The sequence below is a fragment of the Nocardia sp. NPDC023733 genome, assembly GCF_040639775.1.
Taxonomy (GTDB): Bacteria; Actinomycetota; Actinomycetes; order Mycobacteriales; family Mycobacteriaceae; genus Nocardia; species Nocardia rosealba.
The window spans coordinates 108,415-132,446 of the sequence record NZ_JBFAAN010000008.1 but is presented as its reverse complement, the minus strand read 5'-3'; the positions used below and the strand labels follow the sequence as shown (position 1 = coordinate 132,446).

Sequence of the window (24,032 nt, the reverse complement as noted above, 5' to 3'; positions counted from 1 at the left end):
GCAGCGTCGTTCGGAAAACGACTTTACCGCTGGTCGCAGGTCACAACCAACCAGGACGGTAGCCGACAGGCGTGGGTGTGACCCTCATCTCCCGGTAGTACCCGCCAGTGGCGTTCCAATCGCGGCGCGAGCCAATTCGGCGGCACCGATCATGCCCGCCGCCTCGCCGAGCTGTGTCGTGCGCAACCGGACGAGCGGGCGATGACCCGAGCCGGTGACGGCGCTCGCGTAGTGCTCGCGGGCCTCGTCGAGGAACAGCGGCGCCGAACTGCTCACCCCACCGGCGATCACCACGAGATCGGGGTCGAAGATGTCGCTCACGAAGGCGAGGCCGAGGCCGAGCCAGCGCGCGAAGTCCGACATCACCCGCACCGCGAGCGGGTCACCGTCCTGGGCGGCACCGGCCACCCGTCGGCCGGTGAGCGAACCGGGATCGCGGATCACATCGCGCGCGAGCACCGAACGCACGGGGTCGGTGGCGAGCATCTCGATCGCGGTGTCGGCCAGCGCGGTTCCGCTGCAATAGCGCTCCCAGCAGCCGCGTTTGCCGCATGCGCAGGCACGGCCGTCCGGGACCACCTGCAGGTGGCCGAGTTCGGGCGCGACGCCGTGGCTGCCACGGTAGAGCCGACCGTCGATGAGCAGAGCCGCACCGATGCCGGTGCCGATCGCGACGAGGACGACGGTGTGCCCGCCCGCCGCCGCGCCGAAGCGGTACTCCGCCCAGCCCGCCGCATTGGCGTCGTGCTCGAGGATCACGGGCAGTTCCAGCCGGGTGGTGAGCCGCTGGGCCACCGGCGCGTCCTGCCAGGGCAGGTGCGGGGCGAACCGGACGGTGGTGCGGTCGGCGGAGATGAACCCGGCCACCGCGAGCCCGACCGCCGCGATGGGATGCCTGCGGGCCAGTTCACGCACGGACCGGTCGATGGCGGCCTCGAGCGCGCGGGCCGAATGCGGTGTCGGCGCCTGCACGGTGTCGAGCACCTCACCGTCGGCGTCGACGACGGAGGCGCGGATATTCGTGCCGCCCACGTCGACTCCGACGGTCAGTGGGTGGGTACTCGCCTGGCTCATCCCCGGATCGTGACCGGAATATCGACATAACGCGAGCGTGGCGCGCGGGCACCCGCGGGCTTCTCCTCGCCGGGCGCCGGACGTGCGCCGGAGCCCGCGGTGAACTGCCCTGCGCCCGACGCGGTTTCGTCCGGGGGCTCGGGAGTGATGTGCGGGGTGCGTGCGCTGAATTCGTCGATCCGGCGTGGGCGTGGGGTCGGCTGTTCACCGAGACCGGTGGCCCGAGCCGAATCCTCGGTCGCGGTGGACCCGTTCGACCGCGGCGCGGCGGGTCGATCGCCACGCGTGCCCGGGCCGCTCGGCGCGTGCGGGTTGCGCTGATCGCCGTGCGTGGCACCGGCAGTACTCGTCGGATGCGTCCCGGACGTTTCGTCGGTCGGCTGGTATCGCTGTGCCCGCGTGGCATTCTCGCGCGTGTGGCCGGGGTGGCCCGCGGCGTGATCGGCCCATTCCGGGGGCAGGACCGGCTCGACGGGGACGCCGGCGAGGGCTTCGCGCAGGACCGTCACCATCGAGGTGCCGTGCTCGGCGAGGGCGGCGACGACGTCGTGGTGGTCGCCGCGGACCAGGGCCGCGGCCGCGCACACCGGGCACCAGGCGCAGCCGCCGAGGTCGGCCGCGCCGTCGGCGGCGGTGCGGCGCAGCACCGGTTCGACGCGCGCGAGCAGCACTTCGGCGAGCAGGCGCAGCTCCTCGGCGAACTCGGCGAAACCGTCGTGGTGGCGATCGGACTGCCTGTCACTGCTCATGTGCGCCTGGCCTTCGTGTAGTTCGGATCGGCGGGCCACACCTGCGGATCGGGCCGGAACCGGACAACGAGATGACCGTCGTCGAGCTCGGCGCCCGCCACCGTGCAGCGGCGAAGCACCGGCGCGAGGCGCACCCTGGTGCGCACCCCGTCAGCTCCCACGATCAGATCGTCCTCCACTCGGCCCAGCCGCAAGGTGCCGGGATCGACCACCGGCAGCCGCATCCGCATCGCGTACACGGAGTCGACACCGGAGCCCGACTCCCATCGAACCATCGGTTCGCCCGATTCCGCAGCCCCGAGCGACGGGCGGGGCAGCGTGTCGACCGAATAGGAGAACGCGGACAGTGCGCTCAACCCCACCGGTTCGGCCCCGGCGTGCTTGGCGACGATGATCGGGACATCGGTGAGCTGCTCGTGCAACCGCGCGACCACCTCCAGCTGTTCGGCGCGCCGATTCAGATACCAGTGCACCGCCGGGTGCGCGTTCTCACCGGGCGGCGGGACGGGTGCGAGCACCTTGTTCACCACCACCGCGTCCAATCGCAAGCCGAGCAGTGCCGCGGCCGACCGCACCCGCCTGGCCTCGGCCACCGCGACCTGCTCCGGTCCGGTGACCAGACGCGCGCTGGTTCGGGCGCGGTCGGCGAGCAGGTCGCGGACCTGGGTCACCGCGGTCACCACCCGCTCCACGGCCGCAGCCAGTACCGCTTTACGCAGGTCGGTGCCGATCGCGCTCATCGTGCGGGCGTGCTTGGGCCAGAGCCGTTCCAGGTAGTTGAGCAGGGTGTCGGGGGCGGTGACGATACGTAGCATGTCGGCCGAGGGTGGGCAGTCGACCACGATGACGTCCCAGTCGTTCTCCTCGGCGAACTGCCCGATCTCCACCAGCATCAGCAGTTCCTGCACCCCGGGGAGCCCGGTGAGCTCGGCGGGATCGAGTGCGGCCAGGTCGATGCCGTGATCGTGGCCGCTGCCCTTGTCCAGCATCCGCACCACATCGCGGAAGCGGTCCTCGAGCAGGGCGAGGGAATCGATCTCGATCACCTCGAGGCCCGGCGCCACCCGGGCCACCCCGGCCACCGTGCCCGGGTCGTGCGGGAAACGGAAACCGAGCGCGTCGCCGAGGGAGTGCGCCTGGTCGAGCGAGGCGATGAGCACCCGCTCACCGGCGCGCGCGTAGGACATGCCCGTCGCGCAGGCCAGCGTCGTCTTCCCGACCCCGCCCTTGCCGACGAACAGTTCGACGCGGGTGATGCCCGGGGCGCTCAGCCCTCGACCCGCTTCTTCAGTTCGTTCAGCGCCGTATCGGTGATCACCTTCTCGGCCTTGCGCTTGAACATGCCGATCATCGGAATGTTCAAGTCGACGGTGAGCTCGTAGGTCACCTCGGTGCTGCCGTCGGGACGGTCCAGGAGTTCATAACTGCCGTCCTGGGCTTTCTGCAGGTCGCCGTCGAGCAGGTGCCAGCTCACCGCCTTGCCGTCGGCTCGCCAGGTGTAGCTGAGGGTGTAGGCGTCTTTGACGACGCCCGCGTCGAGCACGAAACGCGCGGTCGAGGCCCGGCCCGCCGCATCGGTGCCGAGCACCTCGACCGATTTCGCCGCGGCCACCCATTCCGGGTAGGACTCCAGATCGGCGATAACGGCCATCACCTGCTGCGTCGGCGCCTCGATGACGATCGATCTCTTGGTCCGGTCGGGGGCCATGGATTCCTTTCGTTACAGCGCCGAGGCGGGTGCGACGCCCGCGGGGCGGCCCGCTTCCAGCCGTGCCTTCAGTTCGAACGACATGTCCTTGCCCGCGACCCGCCGCGCGCGGTTGGCGGCGGCCAGCGCCCGCGGCGTGAGCGGCTTGCTCGCGGTGGGCTCGGCGTGCAGGAAGTAGTGCAGGATCGCGCCGTCGGCGACGGCCTCGAGCCACACCTCCATGGTGCCGGTCAGCGGGCCCGCGACCGTCCAGCGAATGCCCTTGTCGCCCCGGTCCTCCCGCACGTCGAGGTGCAGGTCGGGCCACCAGCGGCGCCAATTGTTCGGGGCACCGAGCACCTCGGCGATCGCGGCGGGCGGCGCGGCGAGAAAGGTCTGATCGGCGACCTGGATACTGCTCACCTCGCTGAGAGTAATGGACGCGCCACCGCGACAGTCCGGGGTGTCACCCGAGCAGTTGCCGCAGACGGGCTCCCTGGCGATCCCAATGCCAGTTCCGCTGCACCCATTCGCGGCCCGCGGCACCCATGCGCGCGGCGTTGTCGCGGTCGGTGAGCAGCTCGACGATGGCATCGCTGATCTGCGGCAGCGAGCGACCGTGCACCACCAGACCGGTTTCGCCCTCGCGTACTGTCTCCGGCGCCCCGCCGGAATCGCCCGCCACCACCGGCACCCCCGTCGCGGATGCCTCGAGAAACACGATGCCGAGGCCCTCCACGTCAAGGCCCGCGCCACGGGTGCGGCACGGCATGGCGAACACATCGGCGATGGTGTGGTGGGCGGCGAGCTCACCGGAGGGGACGCGGCCGGTGAACACCACGCTGTCACCGAGGTCCAGTGCCTCGGCGAGGCCGCGCAAGCGGTTCTCGTACGGTCCGCCGCCCGCGATGACCAGGACCGCGCCGTCGACCCGTTCCTTGATCTCGTTCATCGCGACGATGAGCATGTCCTGGCCCTTACGCGGCACCAGCCGCGACAGGCACAGGATTGTCGGCCGGTCGCCGAGGCCGTAGCGGGCGCGCAGCTCGGCGCGGGCGCCCGGGTCGGGGCGGAATTCGGACGGATCGACGCCCGGAGGCAGGTGTTCCAGCGCCGCGCGCGGGCCGAACGCCGAGGCGAACCGGCCCCGGGTGTACTTGCTGACGTAGGTGACCACATCGGTGTTCTCACCGATCGTGCGCAGCACCTGTCGCGAACCGGGCAGCATCGACCAGCCGACCTCGTGCCCGTGGGTGCTGGCCAGGATACGTTCGGCGCCCGCTCGCCGCAGCGCGGGCGCCATCGCGGCCAGTGGCGCGGCTGCACCGAACCAGACTGTGTCGCAATCGTTTTCGCGCAGCAGAGCGCTCGCCCGCTTGATCACGGCGGGCGTGGGAAGCATGAGTGTGGTCGGATGGCGGACCACTCGGAACTTCTGGGTGGCGTCGAACTTCTCGTGACTGTCACCGCGCCAGCGGGGGGCGTAGACGACGAGGTCTTCGGGGGGCAGCTGCTGGGTCAGTGCCTGCAGATAGGACTGGATACCACCCGGCCGAGGTGGGAAATCGTTGGTAACCAGGAGAGTTCGGGCCATAGTGAACAACCTAATGTGTCGGTGCCTCGGCGCGGGGCGGCGGTCGGGCGAGGTGGCCGGTGGTCAGACAGCGTTGGCGCGCAGCCAGGAGCGCCAGCCGTCGAGCAGCTGGGACCGGGAGGCGCCGAGCACGGTGGTGAATGCCGCGTCCTGTGCGGCGGTCGACTGCGGGCCCCGCGCGAGCTGCCGGTACAGCTGGGTGAGCGCGGCGGGACCGTGCTGGTCGGCGAGGTAGGCGCACACGCTCCACGCCGACTCGTAAGCCAAGGCGGCGTCGGTTCCGGTGAACTCCGCGTCGGTGACCAGGTCGGCAGGCAGCGTGCCCGCCCGTAATCGGGTGGTGAGGGTCGGGGCGATCTGCGAGAAGGTCTGACCGCTCGCGCGCTGGGCGACGTACTCGGCGAAGCCCTCGAGCATCCACTGCGGCGCACCGTCGACGGTGACCGCGCGGGTGGCGACGTGGGTGAGTTCGTGGCGCAACAGGGTGGCCATGCCTTCGTCACCGACGCGGCGACGGGCATCGGGATTGAACACGATGCGCTGTTCGATGGGCTCGGTACCGGGCGCGTAGGAGCCGGTCAACGACACCGCGGCCACGTCGGCGGTGGTCGAGGCCCCCGCCCGGCGGGTCAACGCGGTGAACTCGGCGCTGTTGCTCGCGACCACGATGACCGGTGCCCGGTTCCACTCGGTGCCCCACACGGCGCTGACGTCGGCGATCGCGGGCGCGAGCTGGGCCTCGAGTACCTCGAGATCGGCTTCGTGGCCCGGATGGGCGACCACCAGCGCGGTGTCGGCGCCACCGGCCTCGACCTGACGCACCAGAATCGGCCCGAACGGCTGCACCTCGCGGCGCACCGGGGCCAGGCGCGGATCGTCGATGCCGACGGTCGTGCCGAGCACCTCGGCCTGATCGGTGGCCAGCTGCAGCGGTCCGGCGTTGCGCGGCACCAGGATCAGGGCGACGCACGCCCCGGTCAGCAGGGTGACCGAGGCGAGCGTGAGACAGAATTCGAGTCGGCCACGCGCCGACAGCCAGGTGCGCACGTTCACGGCTTCAGTATCGCCGGGCCGAGTGATAGGGGGTGGTGTCGATGGGTGCGACGGCGACAGGCACACCGAAGGTGGAGGCGTGCACCATCATTCCGTTGCCCGCGTAGATCCCGACGTGCGAGATCTCCGGATAGAACAGCACCACGTCACCGGGTTGCAGATCTTCCTTGGCGACTGGCGTGCCGTACCCGGCCTGCGCGGAGCTGGTGCGCGGGACGTTCTTGCCGACCTGCTTGAAGGCCCACTGCACGAGACCGGAGCAGTCGAACTGGTCGGGGCCGGTGGCGCCCCACACGTACGGGTCGCCGACCCGGGTGAGGGCGGCGGCCAGCGCGCTCGTTCCGCTACCGGGCACGAGGCCCGCGAGCAGGCTGTCGCGATCGAAGCCGGGCGGGAAGGGGGAGCCGGCGAGCGTCGACTTGTCGCGCGCCGACAGCGCACCCCATGCCTCGACGACCTGCGTGGTCGCGGCCGCGAGGTCGGCACGTTTGCGGTCGACATCGGCGCGCACGGCCTCGGCGGCGGCGGTCGCGGCGCGGGCGGCATCGGCGGCGGTGCGGGCGGTGGTCTCGGCGGCGGTCGCCGCGTCGGCGGCCTTCTTGAATTCGCGGACCGAGTCGGCGGTCTGCTGGGACAGCACGTCGAGGGTCGACATCTTGTCCAGCAGTTGCTGCGGGGAGTTGCTCGACAGCACGGCGAACATGCGGTCGGTGCGCGCGCCGGTGTAAGCGGCCACGGCGGCGCGGTCGATCATCGGCTGGAACTTGCGCACCTCGGCGCGGGCGGCGTCGGCTACGGCCGTCGCGGCGGCGAGCGCGGCGTCGACATCGCGCTGGACGGCCAGTTTCGCGTCGAGTTCGGTTTGCGCGGTGAGGGATTCCTGGTTGACCACTTCGGCCTGCCGCGACAGGTCGACCATGCGGGCGATCGCGTCACCGGCGGTGGTGGGGAGGGCGACCGGATCGGCTGCGGAGGGGCCGGCCACGGCGGCGGTGCATACCAGGACGGTCGCGGACAGGGCTCCGGCCAATCCACGCGCTGCGTGAAATCTCCGGTGTTGTGATCTCACAGTGCCCCGTGCCCCGTTCTCTCGATATCCGACGATGCAAGCGCCTTACCTGAACCCGGACTTCCCCGTCCGCCACGAAGGTCTCGATCAGATTACGGAACGGCGAGGGTTCGTGTCCAGTGGGGCACGAAAGGGTCACGGTGCGCCCTTCCCCGAGAACGACGCACCGTGCCGGCTGGATCAGAAGCGGCGAGCGCCCGCGAACGGCATCGAGTCGAGCGACGCGACGTGCACCGGCGAGCCCGAGGTGGCGGCGTGGACGACATTGCCGTCACCGGCGTAGAGGCCCGAGTGGCCGCCGCCGTAGAACGACACCAGGTCGCCGGGGCGCAGGTCGCCGATCGACACCGGAGTGCCCGCGCCGAGCTGGGCGCCGCTGGTGCGGGGCAGCTCGATGCCCGCCTGGCGGTAGGCCCACTGGACCAGACCCGAGCAGTCGAAGGCGTCCGGGCCCGCGGCACCGTAGACGTAGGGGGAGCCGACCTTGCTCAGCGCGGCATCGAGGGCGATGTCGGCGGCGGTGGCGGTGGGCGCGGTGAACACGTGCGGCGCGGCCGGGGCCTCGATGCCGGGGATGCCCGCCGGGATCGGGATCTCGTTGGGCACCTCGAAGGTGCCGATGCCGGGCACGGTGACGGGCGTCGCCGACGCGGGGGCGGCCGGCAGGAGGAACGCGCCGATGGTGGCAGCGCCGACGGCTCCGGCGGCAACGGCACGCTGCGCCTGACGCTTGACGGTGTTGGTCGCCATGATGCGGTACTTCCAATCTGCCCCACGACGTCCCGTCCGTATGACGGGGCGGACTCCTCGCGCCGAGCCGTTCTGGCCTGGCGGACTCCGTGAGGTCTCGAAAAGGTTACGAACCAATCACGGTGGTTTGTAAAGTCGGACATGCGTCCTGGAAGGGAATTCGTCGATTCGACCGGAACGAACGTGCGACGTGAGTCACACCGAATCACGAAAAGATAACGCCAGGTCGAATTTCTGAAGCGGGCCGGCCGTGGCCCGGCGCGGCGACGGGTCGGTGTGTCTGCGCGACACGCCGACGATTCTCAGTGAAGTCCCAGGTTGGGCGAGTGCGGCGCGGGGGCGACCCGCCGGTTGGCGCCCAGTCAACACGCCGGGCGCGCCGCCCTCCGGTGGTGTCGGAAACTGGAAACGTCGCTTATCCGATCGATTCGGTGGCAGTAATGCATAACTGCGATATCTGTGATGCCGGTCTCAATTGGGTTTGCTCGCGGGCATTTTGTTCGCATCGGTGCGAAATATTCGCGGCGAATGATCGGCATCGGGTCGGGCATCGCGCTCGCGGACCCGGTCCCGGTGGGTGGGACCGATCATCGGCCGATTCAGCGAAATCCGTTGCGCCGGTTACGGTACGGTCGAATGTTCGCGGTTCGAAGGGGGATAGGTGGCCGACGACCAGGTACTCACCGACATGCTGACGATGCTCGACCGCAGTCCGGGGGTGCTCGCGCTGCGCGTGTGCGTCATCGAGCTGCTGATCGAGCGGCAACGGTATGCCGACGCGCTGGCCCACTGTGGTGTGGCGCTCGGGAACGAGCCCGGAAACGCGCAGGTCCTGGCCTTGATGACACGGTGCAGTACCGCGTTGAGTGGTGGCTCGCCGCAACCGGCGCCCGCCGCCCCGCCCGCTGCCGTACCGACCGGCTACGACTGGGCGGCCGCCGAGAGCCAGGTCGGTGACATCATCGCCCCGGCGTTCGTCGATGCCCCCGCCGAGTTCGTCACCGACGACGACGCGGCCACTCTCGAACGCCCTCGCTTCGGCTTGGCCGATGTGGGTGGCATGGACGAGGTGAAGCGGCAACTCGACCTCACCCTGCTCGGTCCGCTGCGCAATCCCGAGCTCGCCAAGGCGTTCGGCACCTCCGCCCGCGGCGGCCTGCTGCTCTACGGCCCGCCCGGCTGCGGCAAGACCTTCATCGCCTCGGCGGTGGCGGGGGAACTCGGCGCCAACTTCTACCCGATCGAGATCGCCGACATCCTCGACATCTACACCGGGTCGAGTGAGCGCAATGTGCACAGCATCTTCGAGATGGCCCGCCGTAACGCCCCGTGCGTGCTGTTCCTCGACGAGGTGGACGCGCTCGGACACAAGCGCAGCCAGATGCACGGCTCCTCGGCGATGCGCACGGTGGTGAACCAGTTGCTCACCGAGATGGATTCGGCGACGCACAGCAACGAGGGCGTCTTCGTGCTCGGCGCGACGAACCACCCGTGGGACGTGGACGTGGCCCTGCGCAGGCCCGGCCGGTTCGACCGGATGATCTTCGTCGGTCTGCCGGATGCCGCCGCGCGCCGGTCGATCCTGCACTACCACCTGCGTGATCGTCCGATCGCGGGCATCGACCTCACTGCCCTCGCCGCGCACACCGATGGCCTGTCCGGCGCCGACCTGGCCCACATCTGCACCTCGGCCACCCAGTTGGCGATGGCGGACTCGATGCGCACGGGTGAGGTGCGTCCGGTCGGCATGCCCGATGTGCGAGCCGCGCTCGCCCAGGTGCGCCCGAGCACCGGTGCGTGGTTCGAATCCGCCCGCAATGTGGTCGAATTCGCCAACGGTGACGGCAGCTATGACGATCTCGCGCGGTACCTGAAGCGCATCAAGCGCTGAATCGGCACCGATGAGCGAACCGCGACTCGACCGGGCCGCCGTACTGATCGAGCTGGACCGGCTCGAGGCGGCACGCGCCGAGCTGGCCGCACTCCTGGCCTCAGAACCCGACAACGCCGATGCCCACGCACAAGTCGCGCACACGTGGCTGAGGTCCGCGGACTTCGCCACCGCGAGCGCGGCGGCCCGTACCGCGCTACGTCACGACCCCGACCACCTGTTCGCGTGGATCCTGCTCGCGCTCAGTGAACACGGGTTGTTCGACAGGCTGATCGATACCGATCGGATCGCCGCGATCGCCCACCAGGACGAGGCGGTGCGCGCGGCGCACACGGCGGTGGACCTGAACCCGTGGTCGGCCGAGTGTCACCGGGTACTCGCGATCGTGCTGCTACACCGGGACCGGGAAGCGGCGCTGGCCGCCGTCGACGCGGGCATCGAACTCGACCCGCAGGAGCCTCTGCTGTACATCGCGCGGGCCCGCGTGCTGTGGCGAGGCGCCGACGCCGACGCCAAGCGCGCGGCGGCCCTGCGGGCGGCACTCGAGCAGGCGTTGCGGCTGGAACCCGACAATGCCGAGGCCATGTATCTACTCGGCGCGGAAGCCGCGCAGTCGGGACAGCGGGCGAAGGCCGAGCGCTTGCTCTTGCGGGCCGCCGAAATCGAACCGGCCCACGGGCCCGCGGCGCGGGAACTGCTGCGGCAGGTCCCCGACCCGTCGGGTTCGCTGCGTGACCCCGCCGTGCGCCGGGAGTTCCTCGGCGGTCCGAGCGCCGGCGGCCGCAGCAGCACAGGCACCCGCGCCCTCGCCGGCCTCGCCTTCCTGTTCATCGTCGGCCTGGCCCGCGCTGTCTCGGGAGTCGACGCCGACGACGCCTCGCCCCGCCCCACCACCACCCTGCGCCCACCGCTCACCTACTACAAACCGCAGCCGCTACCCACCTTCCCCGAGTGGAGCCGCTACCTCACAGCCCGACCCACCCCACCACAGCCCCTCCCCGCCTGGCCCCAACACGTCCCCCGCTGAACCCAGGCCGCCGACTCGAGCGCGCCAGCGCTCCAACAATCCTGTCGGACCCCTTCCTTACTCTGCTGTCCGTGCCCGACCCTGTACTCCCGGCCGCGCGGCAGCTGGCCTTCGACGAGCTCGATACGCCGTTGTATGCCACCACTTTCGTCGTCGTCGACTTGGAGACCACCGGGACCAGCCCCGACGGTGATGCGATCACCGAGATCGGGGCGGTGAAGGTGCGTGGGGGAGAGGTGTTGGGGGAGTTCGCGACCCTGGTGAATCCGGGGTACGAGATTCCGCCCGCGATCGTGCAGATCACCGGGATCACCACGGCCATGGTGTATGAGGCGCCGCGGATCGAGGCGGTGTTGCCGGGGTTTCTCGAGTTCGCGGCGGGGGCGGTGCTGGTGGCGCACAATGCCCGGTTCGACACTGCTTTTCTGAAAGCCGCTGCCGCGCGCCAGGACATCCCGTGGCCGAATCCGCAGGTGTTGTGCACGGTGAAGTTGGCGCGGCGGGTGCTCACTCGCGACGAGGCGCCGTCGGCGCGGCTGGGGGTGCTGGCACAGATCCTCGGTGCGTCGACCACGCCGACGCACCGAGCTCTCGACGATGCCCGCGCCACCGTCGATGTGTTGCACGCGCTGATCGCCCGCGTCGGTAATCAGGGTGTGCAGAGCCTGACGGAACTGCTCGACTACCTGCCCGGTGTCACCGGAACTCAGCGCGCCAAAAGGACATTCGCCAACGATCTACCTGCCGCGCCGGGTGTTTATCTGTTCCGCGGCCCGTCCGACGAAGTCCTCTATATAGGGACGGCGGTGAATCTGCGCCGCCGCGTGCGCAACTACTTCACCGGTTCGGAAACGCGCGGCCGCATGAAAGAGATGGTCGCGCTGGCACAACGGGTCGACCACGTGGTGTGCGCGCACGGACTCGAAGCCGGTGTTCGCGAGCTGCGACTGCTCGCCGCCCATGCCCCGCCCTACAACCGCCGCTCGAAGTTCCCCAAGCGTGGCTGGTGGCTCACTCTCACCGACGAACCCTTTCCGCGCCTGGTTGCCGTTCGCACGCCGACCCGAACTGCTCTCGGCCCGTTCAACTCTCGCGCCGACGCCGTAGATGTCGGCCTGACCATCGCCGAGTTCGCGGGTCTGCGCACGTGTGCCACCCGGCTCACCCGCGCCGCGAAACACCTGTGCCAACCAGCGATCGTCGGCGGATGCCCGGCCGCCAGCGCCGACGGCTCGGACGCCGACGCCTACGCACCCGCCGCCCATTCGGTTCGCGATCTGCTCACGGGTCGCTCCGACACGCTCCTGCGCGCCATGCTCGAACGCATCGAAACCTATTCCACGGCAGAGCATTTCGAGGCAGCAGCCCGCCTGCGCGACCGCACCGCCGCTGTGGTCACCAAGCTGGCGCGCACGCAACGACTCGCTGCCTTGGCCCGCCTCGCCGAACTGATCATCGCCCTTCCCGACAGTGCGGGCGGCTGGGAATTCTCCGTCATCCGCCACGGCCGCCTCGCCGCCGCAGGCGTAGCCCGCCGTGGCACCCCACCCATGGCGGTCGTCGATCAAATCGTGGCGGCCGCGGAAACAGTCGTGCCCGACCTCGGCGACGCACCACCGACCGCGGACAACGCGGATCGCCCGCTCGTGTTCGCCGACGACGTACCCCCACTCCTCGGTGCGCCGCCGGAGGAGGTCGGGGTCATCGCGCGCTGGCTCGCCAAACCGGGCGCCCGGATCGTCCGGACCAGCGACGGGTACTGCGAACCGCTGCACGGCGCCGCCCGCTGGGTCGCCTGGGCGCAGCTGGCCCGGGAGGCGGCGGAAGTGCGGTCCGAGCAGGAGCAGTATCTGGCGGAGCGGTGATCGCCCGCCGGGTCGAGGGGAACCCGCAGCAGGGGAGGGCTGGGGTAAACAGTGGTGTTCGGCCGACCTGTCCGAGAAACACCTGTCCCGTCCTGGATCATGGTTGATGGTGTTGTCGGTGGAAAGGACTGGTGGCGGTGTTCGTGAAGGTGTGTGGGTTGACCACCGAGGAGCAGATCGACTGGGCGGTCGAGCTGGGCTATTCGGCGATCGGTGTCATGGTCACGCCCAAGAGCAAGCGGTACCGCACGCCTGACCAGGCTCGTGCCCTGGCCGACTACGCGCGCGGTCGCATCACCACCTTCGCGGTCGCCCTGGAACACGCGGAAGTCGCCGAGGTCGCCGACGCCTTCGACGTCGTCCAGCTCTACCGCTGGGCCGACCTGCCGAACCTGGCCTTCTGCTCCTCGACCCCGCCCGCACCCGAGCAGACCAGCGAATACTTCTTCTACGACGCCAGCGCGGGCAGCGGCGTCTTCGAGGAGTTCCCCGACTGGGTGCGCGCCCAGCCGGGACGGGTGGTGCTGGCCGGTGGCCTCGACCCGGACAATGTCGCCGACGTCATCGCCCGCCACCGTCCCTACGGCGTCGACGTGTCGAGTTCGCTGGAAACGGCACCGGGTGTGAAGAGCTACGACCTCATGCGACGGTTCAAAGCGGCCACCGAGCGGCCCGAAGTTCTAGGCTGATCCCATGATTACCGCGATCGTGCTGATCCAGGCCGAGAACTCTCGCATTCCCGAGACCGCACAGGCGCTCGCCGATACCGCAGGAGTCGCCGAGGTGTACTCCTGTGCCGGCGATGTGGACCTGATCGCGATCGTGCGGGTGCGCGATCACGAGCGCATCGCCGAGGTCGTCACCGAGGGCATCGACAAGGTCGAAGGGGTGGTACGCACCACCACCCACATCGCCTTCAAGTCGTATTCCAGTGCCGACGTGGAAGCCGGATTCTCCCTGGGAGAGTAGAGCTTTCAGTTGTCGTCGAGGACCTGGGTGAGTTCGGCCCAGGTCTGCAGCAGCTTCGCCGACGCGCCGCTGTCCACCGCGGCGGCGGCGCGTTCCATCGCTGCCGAGAGCGCGGCATCCAGGTCGAGATCGACATCGCCCACGCCACGTGACAGGTCGTAGGCGACGATCGCCGCGGCCGAATTCAGCAGCACCGCGTCCCGCACCGGGCCGGGCGTCCCGGCGAAGACCTCCCGCGCGATCCGCGCGTTCTCGGCCGCATCGCCGCCACGCAATTCGTCGAGATCGACGCGGGGGATGCCGAGCGCGGTCGGGTCGAGCACCGTCTGCTTGACGCGCCCACCGCTGACCACCCACACATCGGTCAGATCCGAGGTGGTGATCTCGTCGAGCCCGTCGCGCCCGCGCACCACCAGCGCACTGGCCCCACGCTGGGCGAACACGCCCGCGATCGCCGGCACCAGATCAGCGAACGCGCACCCGATCAGCCCCGCGCGCGGCTGCGCCGGATTGGTCAGCGGGCCGAGCACGTTGAATACGGTCGGGATGCCGATCTCCTTGCGCGCCGCACCGGCGAAACGCAGCCCCGAATGGAACAGCGGCGCGAAGCAGAACCCGATGCCCGCCTCCCGCACCGACCGCGCCACCGATTGCGGACCGAGCGCCAGCTTCACCCCGAGCGCCTCGAGCACGTCGGCGCCACCGGCCTTCGACGAGGCGGCCCGGTTGCCGTGCTTGACCACCGGCACACCCGCCGAGGCGACGACCACCGACGACATCGTCGAGATGTTCACCGAGCCCGATCGGTCGCCGCCGGTGCCGACGATGTCGACCGCGTCCCCGTCGACGTGCACCAGCCGCGCGTGCCCGAGCATCCCCGACACCATGCCCGCCAGCTCGCCGGGCGTGGGGCCCTTGATCTTCATGGCGACGCCGAAGGCCGCGATCTGGGCGGCGGTCGCGTTGTCGGTGAAGATCTCGTCGATCACCCAGGTGGTGTCGTCGGCGGCCAGATCGCCCCCGTCGGCGAGGGTCCCGAGCACCTGGGCCCAACTGCGCACGCTCATCTGCTCTGCATCTCCGTTTCGACGACGGGCGCAACATGGTTGCGCTTGCGCAACCACTGTGCGCTCGATCGGCAAGTTTAGGCGGCCGGACGTGGCGGCTGCAGCGCGTCCCATCCGTCGGCGACCCCGTCGTGGCGTTGCGCGAGGCCCGCCATCCGCGAACGTTCCTGCGAGATCGTCAGCGGGTCGAGCAGCTGCACCCGCTGCAGCAGCACGGGCACGAGATCGTCGGAGACCCCGCGCACCGCCTCGGCGCGCTCGTATCCGTCGTATCCGGCTATCTCACAGGCCTCGTCGATGCGATCGGCGGGCAGCCGCAGATGGTGCCGCAACACCGCCTGCGCGCCGCGATCGAGATCGACGGCCCGGTCCAGCGCCACCGAGGACGCCTCGGCATCGTCGAAACTCGACGCGACGACGACCAGATCCTCGCGCGTGGGATCGAGCCCACCGGGTTGCCCACCGAAGAGCCGCCGCCACATCCGCACTACGACCATCGTCGCCTCCTCGTCTCAGCCTATCCACATCCAACGCTGTCACAATGGGTTGTCACGCGAAGAGTCGCCAACACGCCGACGGTTGCTTCGGACCCCCTCTGTACGTGGGTTTTCCGGTCCGCGCGACAAACTTTCGTACCCGGGTACAGCTGTCGTACTACGAAGAGTCATACTTACCCCGTGACGACCGCAGTAGGCACCCCAGGATCGGCCATTACTCAGCGTGTGCATTCGCTGAACCGGCCCAACATGGTCAGCGTCGGAACCATCATCTGGCTGTCGAGCGAGCTGATGTTCTTCGCCGGCCTCTTCGCCATGTACTTCGTTGCGCGCGCGCAAGCGCACGGCAACTGGCCCCCGGAGCCCACCGAGCTGAACCTCGCGCTGGCTGTTCCGGTGACGGCCGTGCTGATCGCATCGTCGTTCACCTGCCAGATGGGCGTGTTCGCCGCGGAGAAGGGCGACGTGTTCGGCCTGCGCCGCTGGTACACGATCACCCTGCTGATGGGTGCCTTCTTCGTCGCCGGTCAGGCGTACGAGTACTACCACCTGGCGCACGAGGGCACGACCATCGCGGGCAGCTCCTACGGCTCGGTCTTCTACATCACCACCGGCTTCCACGGTCTGCACGTGATCGGCGGTCTGATCGCGTTCGTGTTCCTGCTCATCCGCACCACGCTGAGCAAGTTCACCCCCGCTCAGGCCACCGCCGCCATCGTGGTGTCCTACTACTGGCATTTCGTCGACATCGTCTGGATCGGGCTGTTCGCCACGATCTACTTCGTCAGCTAGCCCGCGGGCACACAAGCTTTTGCACAAGTCGGTTCCGTCTACTCCAAAGGGACTACAGATGAGTTCATCTCCCCCGTCGGCCCCCGAGCCCGCAGGCGCCGGTCAGGCTGCCAAGACGCGCAAGCAGCGTCGCGCCCGCCGTCGTATCGCGGGTGCGCTCGCGCTGATGGTCGGCCTCGTCGGAGCCGGCTTCCTGGCGAGCGCGCTCACCCCCGAGCCGCAGATCGCCACCGCGAACGAGGACCAGTCCGCGCTGATCCGTGAGGGCAAGCAGCTCTACGAGACCTCGTGCATCACCTGCCACGGTGCGAACCTGCAGGGTGTGCCCGATCGCGGTCCGAGCCTGATCGGTGTCGGTGAGGCCGCGGTCTACTTCCAGGTTTCCTCCGGCCGTATGCCGATGGTGCGCAACGAGGCCCAGGCCATGCGCAAGCCGGAGAAGTTCGACGCGCATCAGACCGACGCGCTCGGCGCCTACGTCGCCGCCAACGGCGGTGGCCCCTCGGTGATCCGTGACGCCAACGGTGAGATCGCCCAGGAATCGCTGCGCGGCGACGACATCGGTCGCGGTTCGGAGCTGTTCCGTATGAACTGCGCGTCCTGCCACAACTTCACCGGTCGTGGTGGCGCGCTGTCGGGCGGTAAGTTCGCTCCGCCGCTCGAGCCGGCCAACGAGCAGCAGATCTACGACGCGATGCTCACCGGCCCGCAGAACATGCCCAAGTTCTCCGACCGGCAGCTGACGCCGGAGGAGAAGCGCGACATCGTCGCCTACGTCAAGAACTCCGCCGAGGAGAAGTCGCCCGGCGGCTGGGATCTCGGCGGTTTCGGTCCGGCGACCGAAGGTCTTGCCATCTGGGTCATCGGCATCACCGCCACCGTCGGTGCGGCCATGTGGATCGGTTCCCGCACGTGATCGGGCAGGTCGCGCTCGGCGCGTCGGATAGGACACAGTCATGAGTGGACAGGAGCGAAGCGACATGGGTCGCGAACCCACCGAAGACGAACTGGACGCGATGTCGCGTGACGAGCTCGTCGAACTCGGTACCGCGCGAGACGACGTCGAGGTCGTGTACCGCAGCGAGCGCTGGCCGGTGCCAGGCACCCGGGCCGAGAAGCGTGCCGAGCGTGCCGTCACGTTCTGGTTCGCCATCTCCGGTCTCGCGGCCGCCGCGCTGATCGGTGTCTTCCTGTTCTGGCCGTGGGAGTGGAAGGGCAAGGGCGATGAGGGCCACGAGGCCTACTCGCTGTTCACCCCGCTCATCGGTCTGACCTTCGGCATCTCGGTGCTGGTCATCGGTATCGCCGTGGTGCTGATCCGCAAGCGGTTCATCCCCGCCGAGATCTCGATCCAGCAGCGCCACGACGGCCCGTCCGACGAGGTCGAGCGCCGTACCCTGGCCGCCGAGCTGCAGGACGCGCTCGAGACCTCAACCCTCGGTCGCCGCAAGATGATGCTCGGCACCGCCGGTGCCGGTGTCGGTGTGCTCGGCCTCGGTGCCGCGATGGTGTTCATCGGCGGCATGATCAAGAACCCGTGGGCGAAGAAGGACAAGTCGCCGCTGTGGGTCTCGGGCTGGACCCCGGACTACCCGGGTGAGACCGTCTACATCCGCCGCGACACCGGCCGCCCCGACGATATCGTCCTGGTGCGCCCGGAGGATCTCGACGCGGGCGCGATGGAAACCGTCTTTCCCTGGAAAGAGAAGTGGCGCGGGGATTCCCACGCCACCCTGCAGTCGCTGCGCGGTATCCGTAACGCCGTGATGCTGATCCGGCTGCGCACCGAGGACGCCGAGAAGGCGATCAAGCGCAAGGGCCAGGAGAGCTTCAACTACGGCGACTACTTCGCCTACTCGAAGATCTGCACCCACCTCGGCTGCCCGACCTCGCTGTTCGAGCAGCAGACCAACCGGATCCTGTGCCCGTGCCACCAGTCGCAGTTCTCGGCGACCGAGTGGGGTAAGCCGGTCTTCGGTCCGGCCGCCCGCGCGCTGCCTCAGCTGCCGATCACCGTCAACTCCGAGGGCTTCCTGGTCGCCGCGGGCGACTTCATCGAGCCGCTCGGCCCGGCCTTCTGGGAGCGTCGTTCATGAGTGCTGGAACTATCATGGCCAACCAGGCCGATGAGATGGACGAGCGGTATCGTGCCGCCGCGTTCGTGAAGCGGTCGATCAACAAGGTCTTCCCGACCCACTGGTCGTTCCTGCTGGGTGAGATCGCGCTCTACGCGTTCATCATCCTGCTGCTGTCGGGTATCTACCTGACGCTGTACTTCGACCCGTCGATGGCGCACGTCGTGTACGACGGTGCCTACCAGCCGCTGCGCGGTGTCGGCATGTCGCGGGCCTACGAGACGACGCTGAACATCTCCTTCGAGGTGCGCGGTGGTCTGTTCGTCCGCCAGATCCACCACTGGGCGGCGCTGCTGTTCGCGGCGTCGATCATCATCCACCTGTTCCGCATCTTCTTCACCGGCGCGTTCCGCAAGCCGCGTGAGGCGAATTGGGTGATCGGCTCGCTGCTGCTGATCCTGGCGATGTTCGAAGGCTTCTTCGGCTACTCGCTGCCCGACGACCTGCTCTCGGGCACCGGTCTTCGTGCCGCGTTCTCCGGCATCACCATCGGTGTCCCGGTGGTCGGTACCTGGCTGCACTGGCTGATGTTCGGCGGCGACTTCCCCGGCGACATCATCATCCCGCGCCTCTACATCGCGCACGTGCTGCTGCTGCCCGGCATCATCCTGGCGCTGATCGGTGCTCACGTGGCGCTGGTCTGGTACCAGAAGCACACCCAGTTCCCCGGCCCGGCCCGCACGGAGACGAACGTGGTCGGTGCCCGCATCGTCCCGGTGTTCGCCGCCGACCAGGGCGCGTTCTTCGCCTTCACCCTCGGCATCGTCGGCATCATGGGCGGTGTCCTGCAGATCAACCCGGTGTGGAACCTCGGTCCGTACAACCCGTCGCAGGTGTCGGCGGGTTCGCAGCCCGACTTCTACATGATGTGGACCGACGGTATGGCGCGTCTGATGCCTGCCTGGGAGCTCTACCTCGGCCGGTACACGATCCCGGCGGCGTTCTGGGTCGCGCTGGTCATGGGCCTGGTGTTCACGCTGCTGATCGCCTACCCGTGGATCGAGAAGCGCCTCACCAACGACCACACCGCGCATCACAACCTGCTGCAGCGTCCGCGCGACGTGCCTGTGCGCACGGCGATCGGTGCGATGGCCATCGCGTTCTACGTGGTGCTCACGCTGTCGTGCGTCAACGATATCATCGCGCTGAAGTTCGACATCTCGCTGAACGCGACCACCTGGATCGGTCGTATCGGCCTGCTGCTGCTGCCGCCGCTGGCGTACTTCATCACCTACCGGTTCTGCATCGGCCTGCAGCGCAGCGACCGCGCGGTGCTCGAGCACGGCATCGAGACCGGTGTGATCAAGCGGCTGCCGCACGGTGAGTACATCGAGGTGCACCAGCCGCTGGGTGGGGTCGACGCGCACGGCCACGCCATCCCGCTGGAGTACCAGGGCGCCCCGGTGCCCAAGAAGATGAACCGCCTCGGTTCGGCGGGCAAGCCGGGTACGGGCAGCTTCCTTCGCCCCGACCCGCGCGCCGAGGGCCAGGCCTGGGCCGAGATCGAGGAGGCCGAGGAGCACAAGATGCTCGGCGCCCTCGCCGAGCACCAGGCTCGCACCGGCAACGGTGACCACAGCGGTCACTGATTCCGCGAACAACGAAGGCCCCGAGTCGGTTTCGACTCGGGGCCTTCGTCGTATCTCAGCGGCGCGGTGTGCGGCGGTGGGATTCGATGGCCTCGAACTTGGCCAGGTTGTGACGGGCGTCGGCCAGGGCGTCGTGCGCGTCGTCGGGGATGGGCGGCAGTTCGGGGCTGCCGTGGGCCACCCAGTGCTGGCGCAGTTCGTTGGTATAGCGGGGCATGTTCTTGGGCAGCGCGGTCATGTCACCCCACAGCTGGCACAGCGCCACATGGTCGTAGGCGCCGACCCAGGCCCACAGCTCCGGATACACACCGGGCCGGGGCAGGAAGAACTTGAACAGGTCGTCGCGGATCTGGGCGCGGCTGCGATACAGCGGCGAACCGGCCGGTGGCAGCTTCGGCAGCACATTGCGGCGCACCCACGGCCCGGCCCGTCCGGCGTCGAATTCGGTGGAGACGGCGTAGTACTCGCGTCCGTCCTCGCAGACGACGCCGATCGAGATCAGGTCGATCGTGACGCCGTCCTCGACGAATTCCGAATCGTAGAAATATCGCAGGGAGATCGCCTCTTCGTGCCGGTGGGCGCCCGTCCCGTCCGGCGCGACGAGGCGGGCGGACCCACGATGAATTGAGTGAAACCCTATGCGGGCACTTCGCGCGCAGTGCGCAGGGGTCGCCGCTGGGGTCCGGTCGGCCCGTCGCAGGTACGCCGGATATTCGCCGGCTTCGGTGAGTCCGTATTCTGATCTGGTGACCTGGACCGTCGACGTACCGATTGACCGCCTGCCGGAACTGCCGCCGCTGCCTGACGATCTGCGCAGGCGACTGGACGCCGCTCTGGCTCGCCCCGCCCTGCAGCAGCCGTCCTGGGACGCCGACGAGGCCACCACGATGCGCACCGTGCTCGAGAGCGTGCCGCCGATCTGCCTGCCCGCCGAGGTCGAGGACCTCAAGGCGCAGCTGGCGCAGGTGGCGCGCGGCGAGGCCTTCCTGATGCAGGGCGGTGACTGCGCGGAAACCTTCGCCGACAACACCGAACCCCACATCAGGGGCAATATCCGCACCCTGCTGCAGATGGCTGTCGTGCTCACCTACGGCGCGAGCATGCCGGTGGTGAAGGTGGCCCGCATCGCCGGTCAGTACGCCAAGCCGCGCTCGGCCGACATCGACGCGCTCGGCCTGAAGTCCTACCGCGGCGACATGGTCAACTCCCTGGTCGCCGACGAACAGCTGCGCCGCCACGACCCGTCACGCCTGGTCCGCGCCTACGCCAACGCGAGCGCCGCGATGAACCTGGTCCGCGCCCTCACCAGCGCCGGCACCGCCGACCTGCACCGCCTGCACGACTGGAACCGTGACTTCGTCGCCCAGTCGCCCGCCGGTGCCCGCTACGAGACCCTGGCCGAGGAGATCGACAAGGGTCTGCGATTCATGGCGGCGTGTCAGGTCAACGACCCGAGCCTCAAGACCGCCCGCATCTACGCCTCGCACGAGGCGCTCGTCCTCGACTACGAGCGCGCGATGCTTCGCCTCAGCGAGAGCGAGACGGGTGAACCGCTGCTCTACGACCTGTCGGCGCACTTCCTGTGGATCGGTGAGCGCACCCGTCAGCTCGACGGTGCCCACATCGCTTTCGCCGAGTTGCTTGCCAACCCCATCGGCCTGAAGATCGGCCCGACCACCACCCCCGACCAGGCGGTGGAATACGTCGAGCGGCTCGACCCGAACAACGAACCCGGCCGGCTCACCCTGGTGGCGCGCATGGGCAACGGCAAGGTGCGCGACGTGTTGCCGCCGATCATCGAGAAGGTGCAGGCCACCGGACACCAGGTGATCTGGCAGTGCGACCCGATGCACGGCAACACCCACGAGTCGTCCACCGGGTTCAAGACCCGCCACTTCGATCGGATCGTCGATGAGGTGCAGGGCTTCTTCGAGGTCCACCATGCGCTCGGCACCCATCCCGGCGGCATGCATATCGAGCTGACCGGTGAGAACGTCACCGAATGCCTCGGTGGTGCGCAGGACATCTCCGATCTGGATCTCGGTGGACGGTACGAGACTGCCTGCGATCCTCGGCTCAACACTCAGCAGTCGCTGGAACTGTCGTTCCTGGTGGCGGAGATGCTGCGCTGAGCTGGTCCGGTAGAGCCCGGTCAGCGGTTGCCGCGGCCGGGCTTTTCCTTGTCGTCGTCCTTGTCGGGCTTGTCCGGGGCGCGATCTCTTCAAGGTAGGGCGGTGAGCGATACGACGCTGCCCGCCTCCACGTTCGTGTTGATGCCGGGGACCTGGCCGATGACCAGGGAGCTGTCGGAGTCGGTGAGGGATTTGACCTCTACCCGGAGGCCTAGTTGCTGCAGTTTGGCGCGGGCGTTGCCGACGTTCTGACCCATTACGTTGGGGACTTTGATCGCGTTGGAGACGAGCAGGGTGACGCTGTCGCCGGACTGCAGGGTGGTGCCGACGGCGGGGTCGGTGCCGATGGCTTTGTCGCCCTCGATGCTCTTGTCGAACTGCACCTTCACCTCGCGGACGGTGAGTCCGGCCTTGGTGAGTGCCTGGGTGGCTTCCTCGGTGGTCTTGCCGCGCACATCGGGCACGTTCACGGGCTGGGAGCCCTTGCTGCGGTACACCTTCACCTGCGCGCCCATCGGCAGCACGGTGCCGGGGGCAGGCTCGACCCTGGCCAGTGAGCCCTTCGGGGCGGTGCTGGCCGCTTCGCCGCTGTCGATGGGTTGCAGGCCCATATCGCGGATGGCGGCGTTCACGGCACTGATCTGGTCACCGGCCTTGATGTCCTCGGGGACGCGCGGTTTTCCGTTGGAGATCAGCACGGCGATGGTGGAGCTCTTGGTGACCCGTGAGCCCGCCGACGGGTCGGTGCCGACCACGCCGCCCACGGGGATCGTGTCGGATGCCTTCTGCCGCAGTACCGTCTCGAATCCGGCCTGTTCCAGCACGGCAACGGCCCGCTCGCTGTCCATGCCGGCGATCGGCGGCACCGCCGTGTAGCGGCCGACGCCGAGCCACCAGCCGCCGATGCCGACCAGCAGCGTCAGCGCGGTGACGATACCCACCCACACCAGGCCGGTGCGGCGGGTATGGGTCTCCGCCGGGACGAACGGATTGTGCACGGGGGCGGGCGGATTGGCGTGCTCGTCGAGTCGCGGCCGTTGTGCGGTGACCACCCGGGTGTGCTGCGGCTGGGCGACCGGACGCGGCGGTGCGGGTTCATGCGGGCCCGCAACGGGATTCGCCGCGGCCACGGGTGCGCGAAAAGCCTCGCTGAGATGCTCGGCCGAATCACGGGGTGCCGGAACGCGATACGGCGGCAGGCTCAAGGTCATCGCGACGGCTTGCAGGTTGGCCGCCATCTGATTGGCGTCGGCGAAGCGCTTCGCGGGGTCGCGGGAGGTGGCCTCGGCGACGAGGGCGTCGAATTCGGCGGGCACACCGTCGATGAACTGACTCGGCGCCGGTACGTCGTTCTCCACCCGCTGATACGCCACCGACAGCGAATTGTCGCCGGTGAACGGCACGCGGCCGGTGAGCAGTTCGAAGATCAGGATGCCGAAGGAGTACACGTCCGAGCGCGCGTCGGCGGTGCCGGTGGTGACCTGCTCCGGCGACAGGTAAGCGGCGGTGCCGAGGATCACGCTGGCGGAGGTGGTGTTGGCGGCGGCCACGGCGCGGACCAGGCCGAAGTCGGCGATCTTCACCTCGCCCGCGTCGGAGATCAGCACGTTCTCCGGCTTGATGTCGCGGTGCACCAGACCCGCGTCGTGCGCGGTGCCGATGGCGCGCAGCACCGGTTCGGCGACGGCCCGCACGGCGTGCGGCGGCATCGGGCCGCGTTCGCGCAGCAGCTCACGCAGGGTGCCGCCCTCGACCAATTCCATGATGAGGAAGGGGTATTCGCCGTCGACGCCCTGGTCGTAGACCGCGACGAGCGACGGGTGCTTGAGTTTGGCCACCGCGCGCGCCTCGAACTCGAAGCGGCTCAGGAACTGGGGATCGCTCGCGAACTTGGGGTCCATCACCTTGATGGCGACGGGACGGTCGAGCCGGGTGTCGGTTCCGCGGAACACCATCGACATTCCGCCGCGCGCGATCGGCGCGTCGATGCGATAGCGCCCTTCCAGCATCTGGCCGATCACAGGTTCCTCCGGCGTACGACAAACTGGCCACGGTGGTGCGGCCCCCACGATCGTAACCGGGTGCGACGGTA

Annotated in this window: 23 protein-coding genes; 10 read left to right on the top strand and 13 right to left on the bottom strand. The window is 69.0% G+C overall.

The window, feature by feature from the left end:
- Window positions 1-84: 84 nt before the first annotated feature.
- The 9 genes from AB0F86_RS25490 to AB0F86_RS25450 all read right to left on the bottom strand — a co-directional run bounded on the left by AB0F86_RS25490 (window position 85) and on the right by AB0F86_RS25450 (window position 7,976).
- Window positions 85-1,074 carry an ROK family protein gene (locus tag AB0F86_RS25490; protein WP_067495953.1) on the bottom strand — a complete coding sequence of 330 codons (990 nt, stop codon included), beginning with the start codon at window positions 1,072-1,074 and terminating at the stop codon, window positions 85-87.
- Window positions 1,071-1,823, bottom strand: a complete 753-nt coding sequence (locus AB0F86_RS25485) for a hypothetical protein (RefSeq protein ID WP_356986127.1) — start codon at window positions 1,821-1,823, stop codon at window positions 1,071-1,073. Before AB0F86_RS25485 ends, AB0F86_RS25490 begins: the two co-directional genes overlap by 4 nt.
- Window positions 1,820-3,064 (bottom strand): ArsA family ATPase, encoded by a 1,245-nt coding sequence (locus tag AB0F86_RS25480; RefSeq protein WP_357171733.1) that lies wholly within the window; start codon window positions 3,062-3,064, stop codon window positions 1,820-1,822. Before AB0F86_RS25480 ends, AB0F86_RS25485 begins: the two co-directional genes overlap by 4 nt.
- A 26-nt stretch (window positions 3,065-3,090) precedes the next feature.
- On the bottom strand, window positions 3,091-3,531 hold the full coding sequence (locus AB0F86_RS25475; protein ID WP_356986128.1) for an SRPBCC family protein: 441 nt from the start codon (window positions 3,529-3,531) through the stop codon (window positions 3,091-3,093).
- 12 nt (window positions 3,532-3,543) lie between these two features.
- Window positions 3,544-3,933, bottom strand: a complete 390-nt coding sequence (locus AB0F86_RS25470; RefSeq protein ID WP_067642979.1) for a polyketide cyclase / dehydrase and lipid transport — start codon at window positions 3,931-3,933, stop codon at window positions 3,544-3,546.
- A 43-nt stretch (window positions 3,934-3,976) separates the two neighbouring features.
- Window positions 3,977-5,104, bottom strand: a complete 1,128-nt coding sequence (locus AB0F86_RS25465; protein ID WP_225282234.1) for a glycosyltransferase family 4 protein — start codon at window positions 5,102-5,104, stop codon at window positions 3,977-3,979.
- Window positions 5,105-5,167: 63 nt separating this feature from the next.
- Window positions 5,168-6,157 carry a hypothetical protein gene (locus tag AB0F86_RS25460; RefSeq protein ID WP_356986129.1) on the bottom strand — a complete coding sequence of 330 codons (990 nt, stop codon included), beginning with the start codon at window positions 6,155-6,157 and terminating at the stop codon, window positions 5,168-5,170.
- A 4-nt stretch (window positions 6,158-6,161) separates the two neighbouring features.
- Complete coding sequence (locus tag AB0F86_RS25455; protein WP_181700932.1) at window positions 6,162-7,187, bottom strand: NlpC/P60 family protein; 1,026 nt, start codon at window positions 7,185-7,187, stop codon at window positions 6,162-6,164.
- A gap of 219 nt (window positions 7,188-7,406) precedes the next feature.
- Complete coding sequence (locus AB0F86_RS25450; RefSeq protein WP_181700930.1) at window positions 7,407-7,976, bottom strand: C40 family peptidase; 570 nt, start codon at window positions 7,974-7,976, stop codon at window positions 7,407-7,409.
- Between the two features lie 661 nt (window positions 7,977-8,637).
- Between AB0F86_RS25450 and AB0F86_RS25445 the strand changes: the two genes are divergently transcribed.
- The 5 genes from AB0F86_RS25445 (at window position 8,638) to AB0F86_RS25425 (ending at window position 13,728) form a co-directional block, all read left to right on the top strand.
- Window positions 8,638-9,867, top strand: coding sequence for an ATP-binding protein (locus AB0F86_RS25445; protein ID WP_356986130.1), 1,230 nt, complete (start codon window positions 8,638-8,640; stop codon window positions 9,865-9,867).
- 10 nt (window positions 9,868-9,877) lie between these two features.
- Window positions 9,878-10,894 carry a hypothetical protein gene (locus AB0F86_RS25440; protein WP_356986131.1) on the top strand — a complete coding sequence of 339 codons (1,017 nt, stop codon included), beginning with the start codon at window positions 9,878-9,880 and terminating at the stop codon, window positions 10,892-10,894.
- A 71-nt stretch (window positions 10,895-10,965) separates the two neighbouring features.
- Window positions 10,966-12,759: a DEDD exonuclease domain-containing protein gene (locus AB0F86_RS25435; RefSeq protein WP_356986132.1), complete on the top strand. Its 1,794-nt coding sequence runs from the start codon at window positions 10,966-10,968 to the stop codon at window positions 12,757-12,759.
- Between the two features lie 158 nt (window positions 12,760-12,917).
- Window positions 12,918-13,448, top strand: coding sequence for a hypothetical protein (locus tag AB0F86_RS25430; protein ID WP_356986133.1), 531 nt, complete (start codon window positions 12,918-12,920; stop codon window positions 13,446-13,448).
- 4 nt (window positions 13,449-13,452) lie between these two features.
- On the top strand, window positions 13,453-13,728 hold the full coding sequence (locus AB0F86_RS25425; RefSeq protein WP_181699185.1) for an Lrp/AsnC ligand binding domain-containing protein: 276 nt from the start codon (window positions 13,453-13,455) through the stop codon (window positions 13,726-13,728).
- A 5-nt stretch (window positions 13,729-13,733) separates the two neighbouring features.
- Here the strand turns inward: AB0F86_RS25425 and trpD are convergent, their stop codons facing one another.
- Window positions 13,734-14,795: an anthranilate phosphoribosyltransferase gene (gene trpD, locus AB0F86_RS25420; RefSeq protein WP_356986134.1), complete on the bottom strand. Its 1,062-nt coding sequence runs from the start codon at window positions 14,793-14,795 to the stop codon at window positions 13,734-13,736.
- A gap of 77 nt (window positions 14,796-14,872) precedes the next feature.
- Window positions 14,873-15,292, bottom strand: a complete 420-nt coding sequence (locus AB0F86_RS25415; protein WP_181699190.1) for a hypothetical protein — start codon at window positions 15,290-15,292, stop codon at window positions 14,873-14,875.
- A gap of 180 nt (window positions 15,293-15,472) precedes the next feature.
- On the opposite strand from AB0F86_RS25415, the gene AB0F86_RS25410 reads away from it, so the two are divergent.
- Genes AB0F86_RS25410 through AB0F86_RS25395 form a run of 4 tightly spaced genes read left to right on the top strand, consistent with a single transcriptional unit; the run spans window position 15,473 to window position 19,808 of the window.
- On the top strand, window positions 15,473-16,084 hold the full coding sequence (locus AB0F86_RS25410) for a heme-copper oxidase subunit III (RefSeq protein WP_067497399.1): 612 nt from the start codon (window positions 15,473-15,475) through the stop codon (window positions 16,082-16,084).
- Window positions 16,085-16,142: 58 nt separating this feature from the next.
- On the top strand, window positions 16,143-17,000 hold the full coding sequence (locus tag AB0F86_RS25405; RefSeq protein WP_084476949.1) for a cytochrome c: 858 nt from the start codon (window positions 16,143-16,145) through the stop codon (window positions 16,998-17,000).
- A 40-nt stretch (window positions 17,001-17,040) separates the two neighbouring features.
- Window positions 17,041-18,180, top strand: a complete 1,140-nt coding sequence (locus AB0F86_RS25400; RefSeq protein ID WP_225282242.1) for a ubiquinol-cytochrome c reductase iron-sulfur subunit — start codon at window positions 17,041-17,043, stop codon at window positions 18,178-18,180.
- A complete protein-coding gene (locus tag AB0F86_RS25395; RefSeq protein ID WP_356986135.1) occupies window positions 18,177-19,808 on the top strand; it encodes a cytochrome bc complex cytochrome b subunit in 1,632 nt (543 codons plus the stop codon). Before AB0F86_RS25400 ends, AB0F86_RS25395 begins: the two co-directional genes overlap by 4 nt.
- A 55-nt stretch (window positions 19,809-19,863) precedes the next feature.
- Here the strand turns inward: AB0F86_RS25395 and AB0F86_RS25390 are convergent, their stop codons facing one another.
- Entirely contained in the window at window positions 19,864-20,361 is a 498-nt protein-coding gene (locus tag AB0F86_RS25390) for a polyadenylate-specific 3'-exoribonuclease AS (protein WP_225282314.1), read from the bottom strand.
- A gap of 193 nt (window positions 20,362-20,554) precedes the next feature.
- On the opposite strand from AB0F86_RS25390, the gene AB0F86_RS25385 reads away from it, so the two are divergent.
- Window positions 20,555-21,940, top strand: a complete 1,386-nt coding sequence (locus AB0F86_RS25385) for a class II 3-deoxy-7-phosphoheptulonate synthase (protein ID WP_067497414.1) — start codon at window positions 20,555-20,557, stop codon at window positions 21,938-21,940.
- A gap of 89 nt (window positions 21,941-22,029) precedes the next feature.
- Here AB0F86_RS25385 and pknB read toward each other — a convergent pair whose 3' ends face one another.
- The gene (gene pknB / locus AB0F86_RS25380) at window positions 22,030-23,949 is read right to left on the bottom strand and encodes a Stk1 family PASTA domain-containing Ser/Thr kinase (protein ID WP_356986236.1); all 1,920 of its coding nucleotides are present in this window, start codon (window positions 23,947-23,949) and stop codon (window positions 22,030-22,032) included.
- Window positions 23,950-24,032 lie beyond the last annotated feature (83 nt).

What these genes read in the sequence shown, in the direction of transcription:
- AB0F86_RS25450 (WP_181700930.1), bottom strand. Translation starts at nt 7,976, where the DNA reads ATGGCGACCAACACCGTCAAGCGTCAGGCGCAGCGTGCCGTTGCCGCC.
- AB0F86_RS25490 (WP_067495953.1), bottom strand. Translation starts at nt 1,074, where the DNA reads ATGAGCCAGGCGAGTACCCACCCACTGACCGTCGGAGTCGACGTGGGC.
- pknB (WP_356986236.1), bottom strand. Translation starts at nt 23,949, where the DNA reads ATGCTGGAAGGGCGCTATCGCATCGACGCGCCGATCGCGCGCGGCGGA.
- AB0F86_RS25405 (WP_084476949.1), top strand. Translation starts at nt 16,143, where the DNA reads ATGAGTTCATCTCCCCCGTCGGCCCCCGAGCCCGCAGGCGCCGGTCAG.
- AB0F86_RS25425 (WP_181699185.1), top strand. Translation starts at nt 13,453, where the DNA reads ATGATTACCGCGATCGTGCTGATCCAGGCCGAGAACTCTCGCATTCCC.
- AB0F86_RS25395 (WP_356986135.1), top strand. Translation starts at nt 18,177, where the DNA reads ATGAGTGCTGGAACTATCATGGCCAACCAGGCCGATGAGATGGACGAG.
- AB0F86_RS25465 (WP_225282234.1), bottom strand. Translation starts at nt 5,104, where the DNA reads ATGGCCCGAACTCTCCTGGTTACCAACGATTTCCCACCTCGGCCGGGT.
- AB0F86_RS25440 (WP_356986131.1), top strand. Translation starts at nt 9,878, where the DNA reads ATGAGCGAACCGCGACTCGACCGGGCCGCCGTACTGATCGAGCTGGAC.
- AB0F86_RS25485 (WP_356986127.1), bottom strand. Translation starts at nt 1,823, where the DNA reads ATGAGCAGTGACAGGCAGTCCGATCGCCACCACGACGGTTTCGCCGAG.
- AB0F86_RS25400 (WP_225282242.1), top strand. Translation starts at nt 17,041, where the DNA reads ATGAGTGGACAGGAGCGAAGCGACATGGGTCGCGAACCCACCGAAGAC.
- AB0F86_RS25475 (WP_356986128.1), bottom strand. Translation starts at nt 3,531, where the DNA reads ATGGCCCCCGACCGGACCAAGAGATCGATCGTCATCGAGGCGCCGACG.
- trpD (WP_356986134.1), bottom strand. Translation starts at nt 14,795, where the DNA reads ATGAGCGTGCGCAGTTGGGCCCAGGTGCTCGGGACCCTCGCCGACGGG.
- AB0F86_RS25415 (WP_181699190.1), bottom strand. Translation starts at nt 15,292, where the DNA reads ATGGTCGTAGTGCGGATGTGGCGGCGGCTCTTCGGTGGGCAACCCGGT.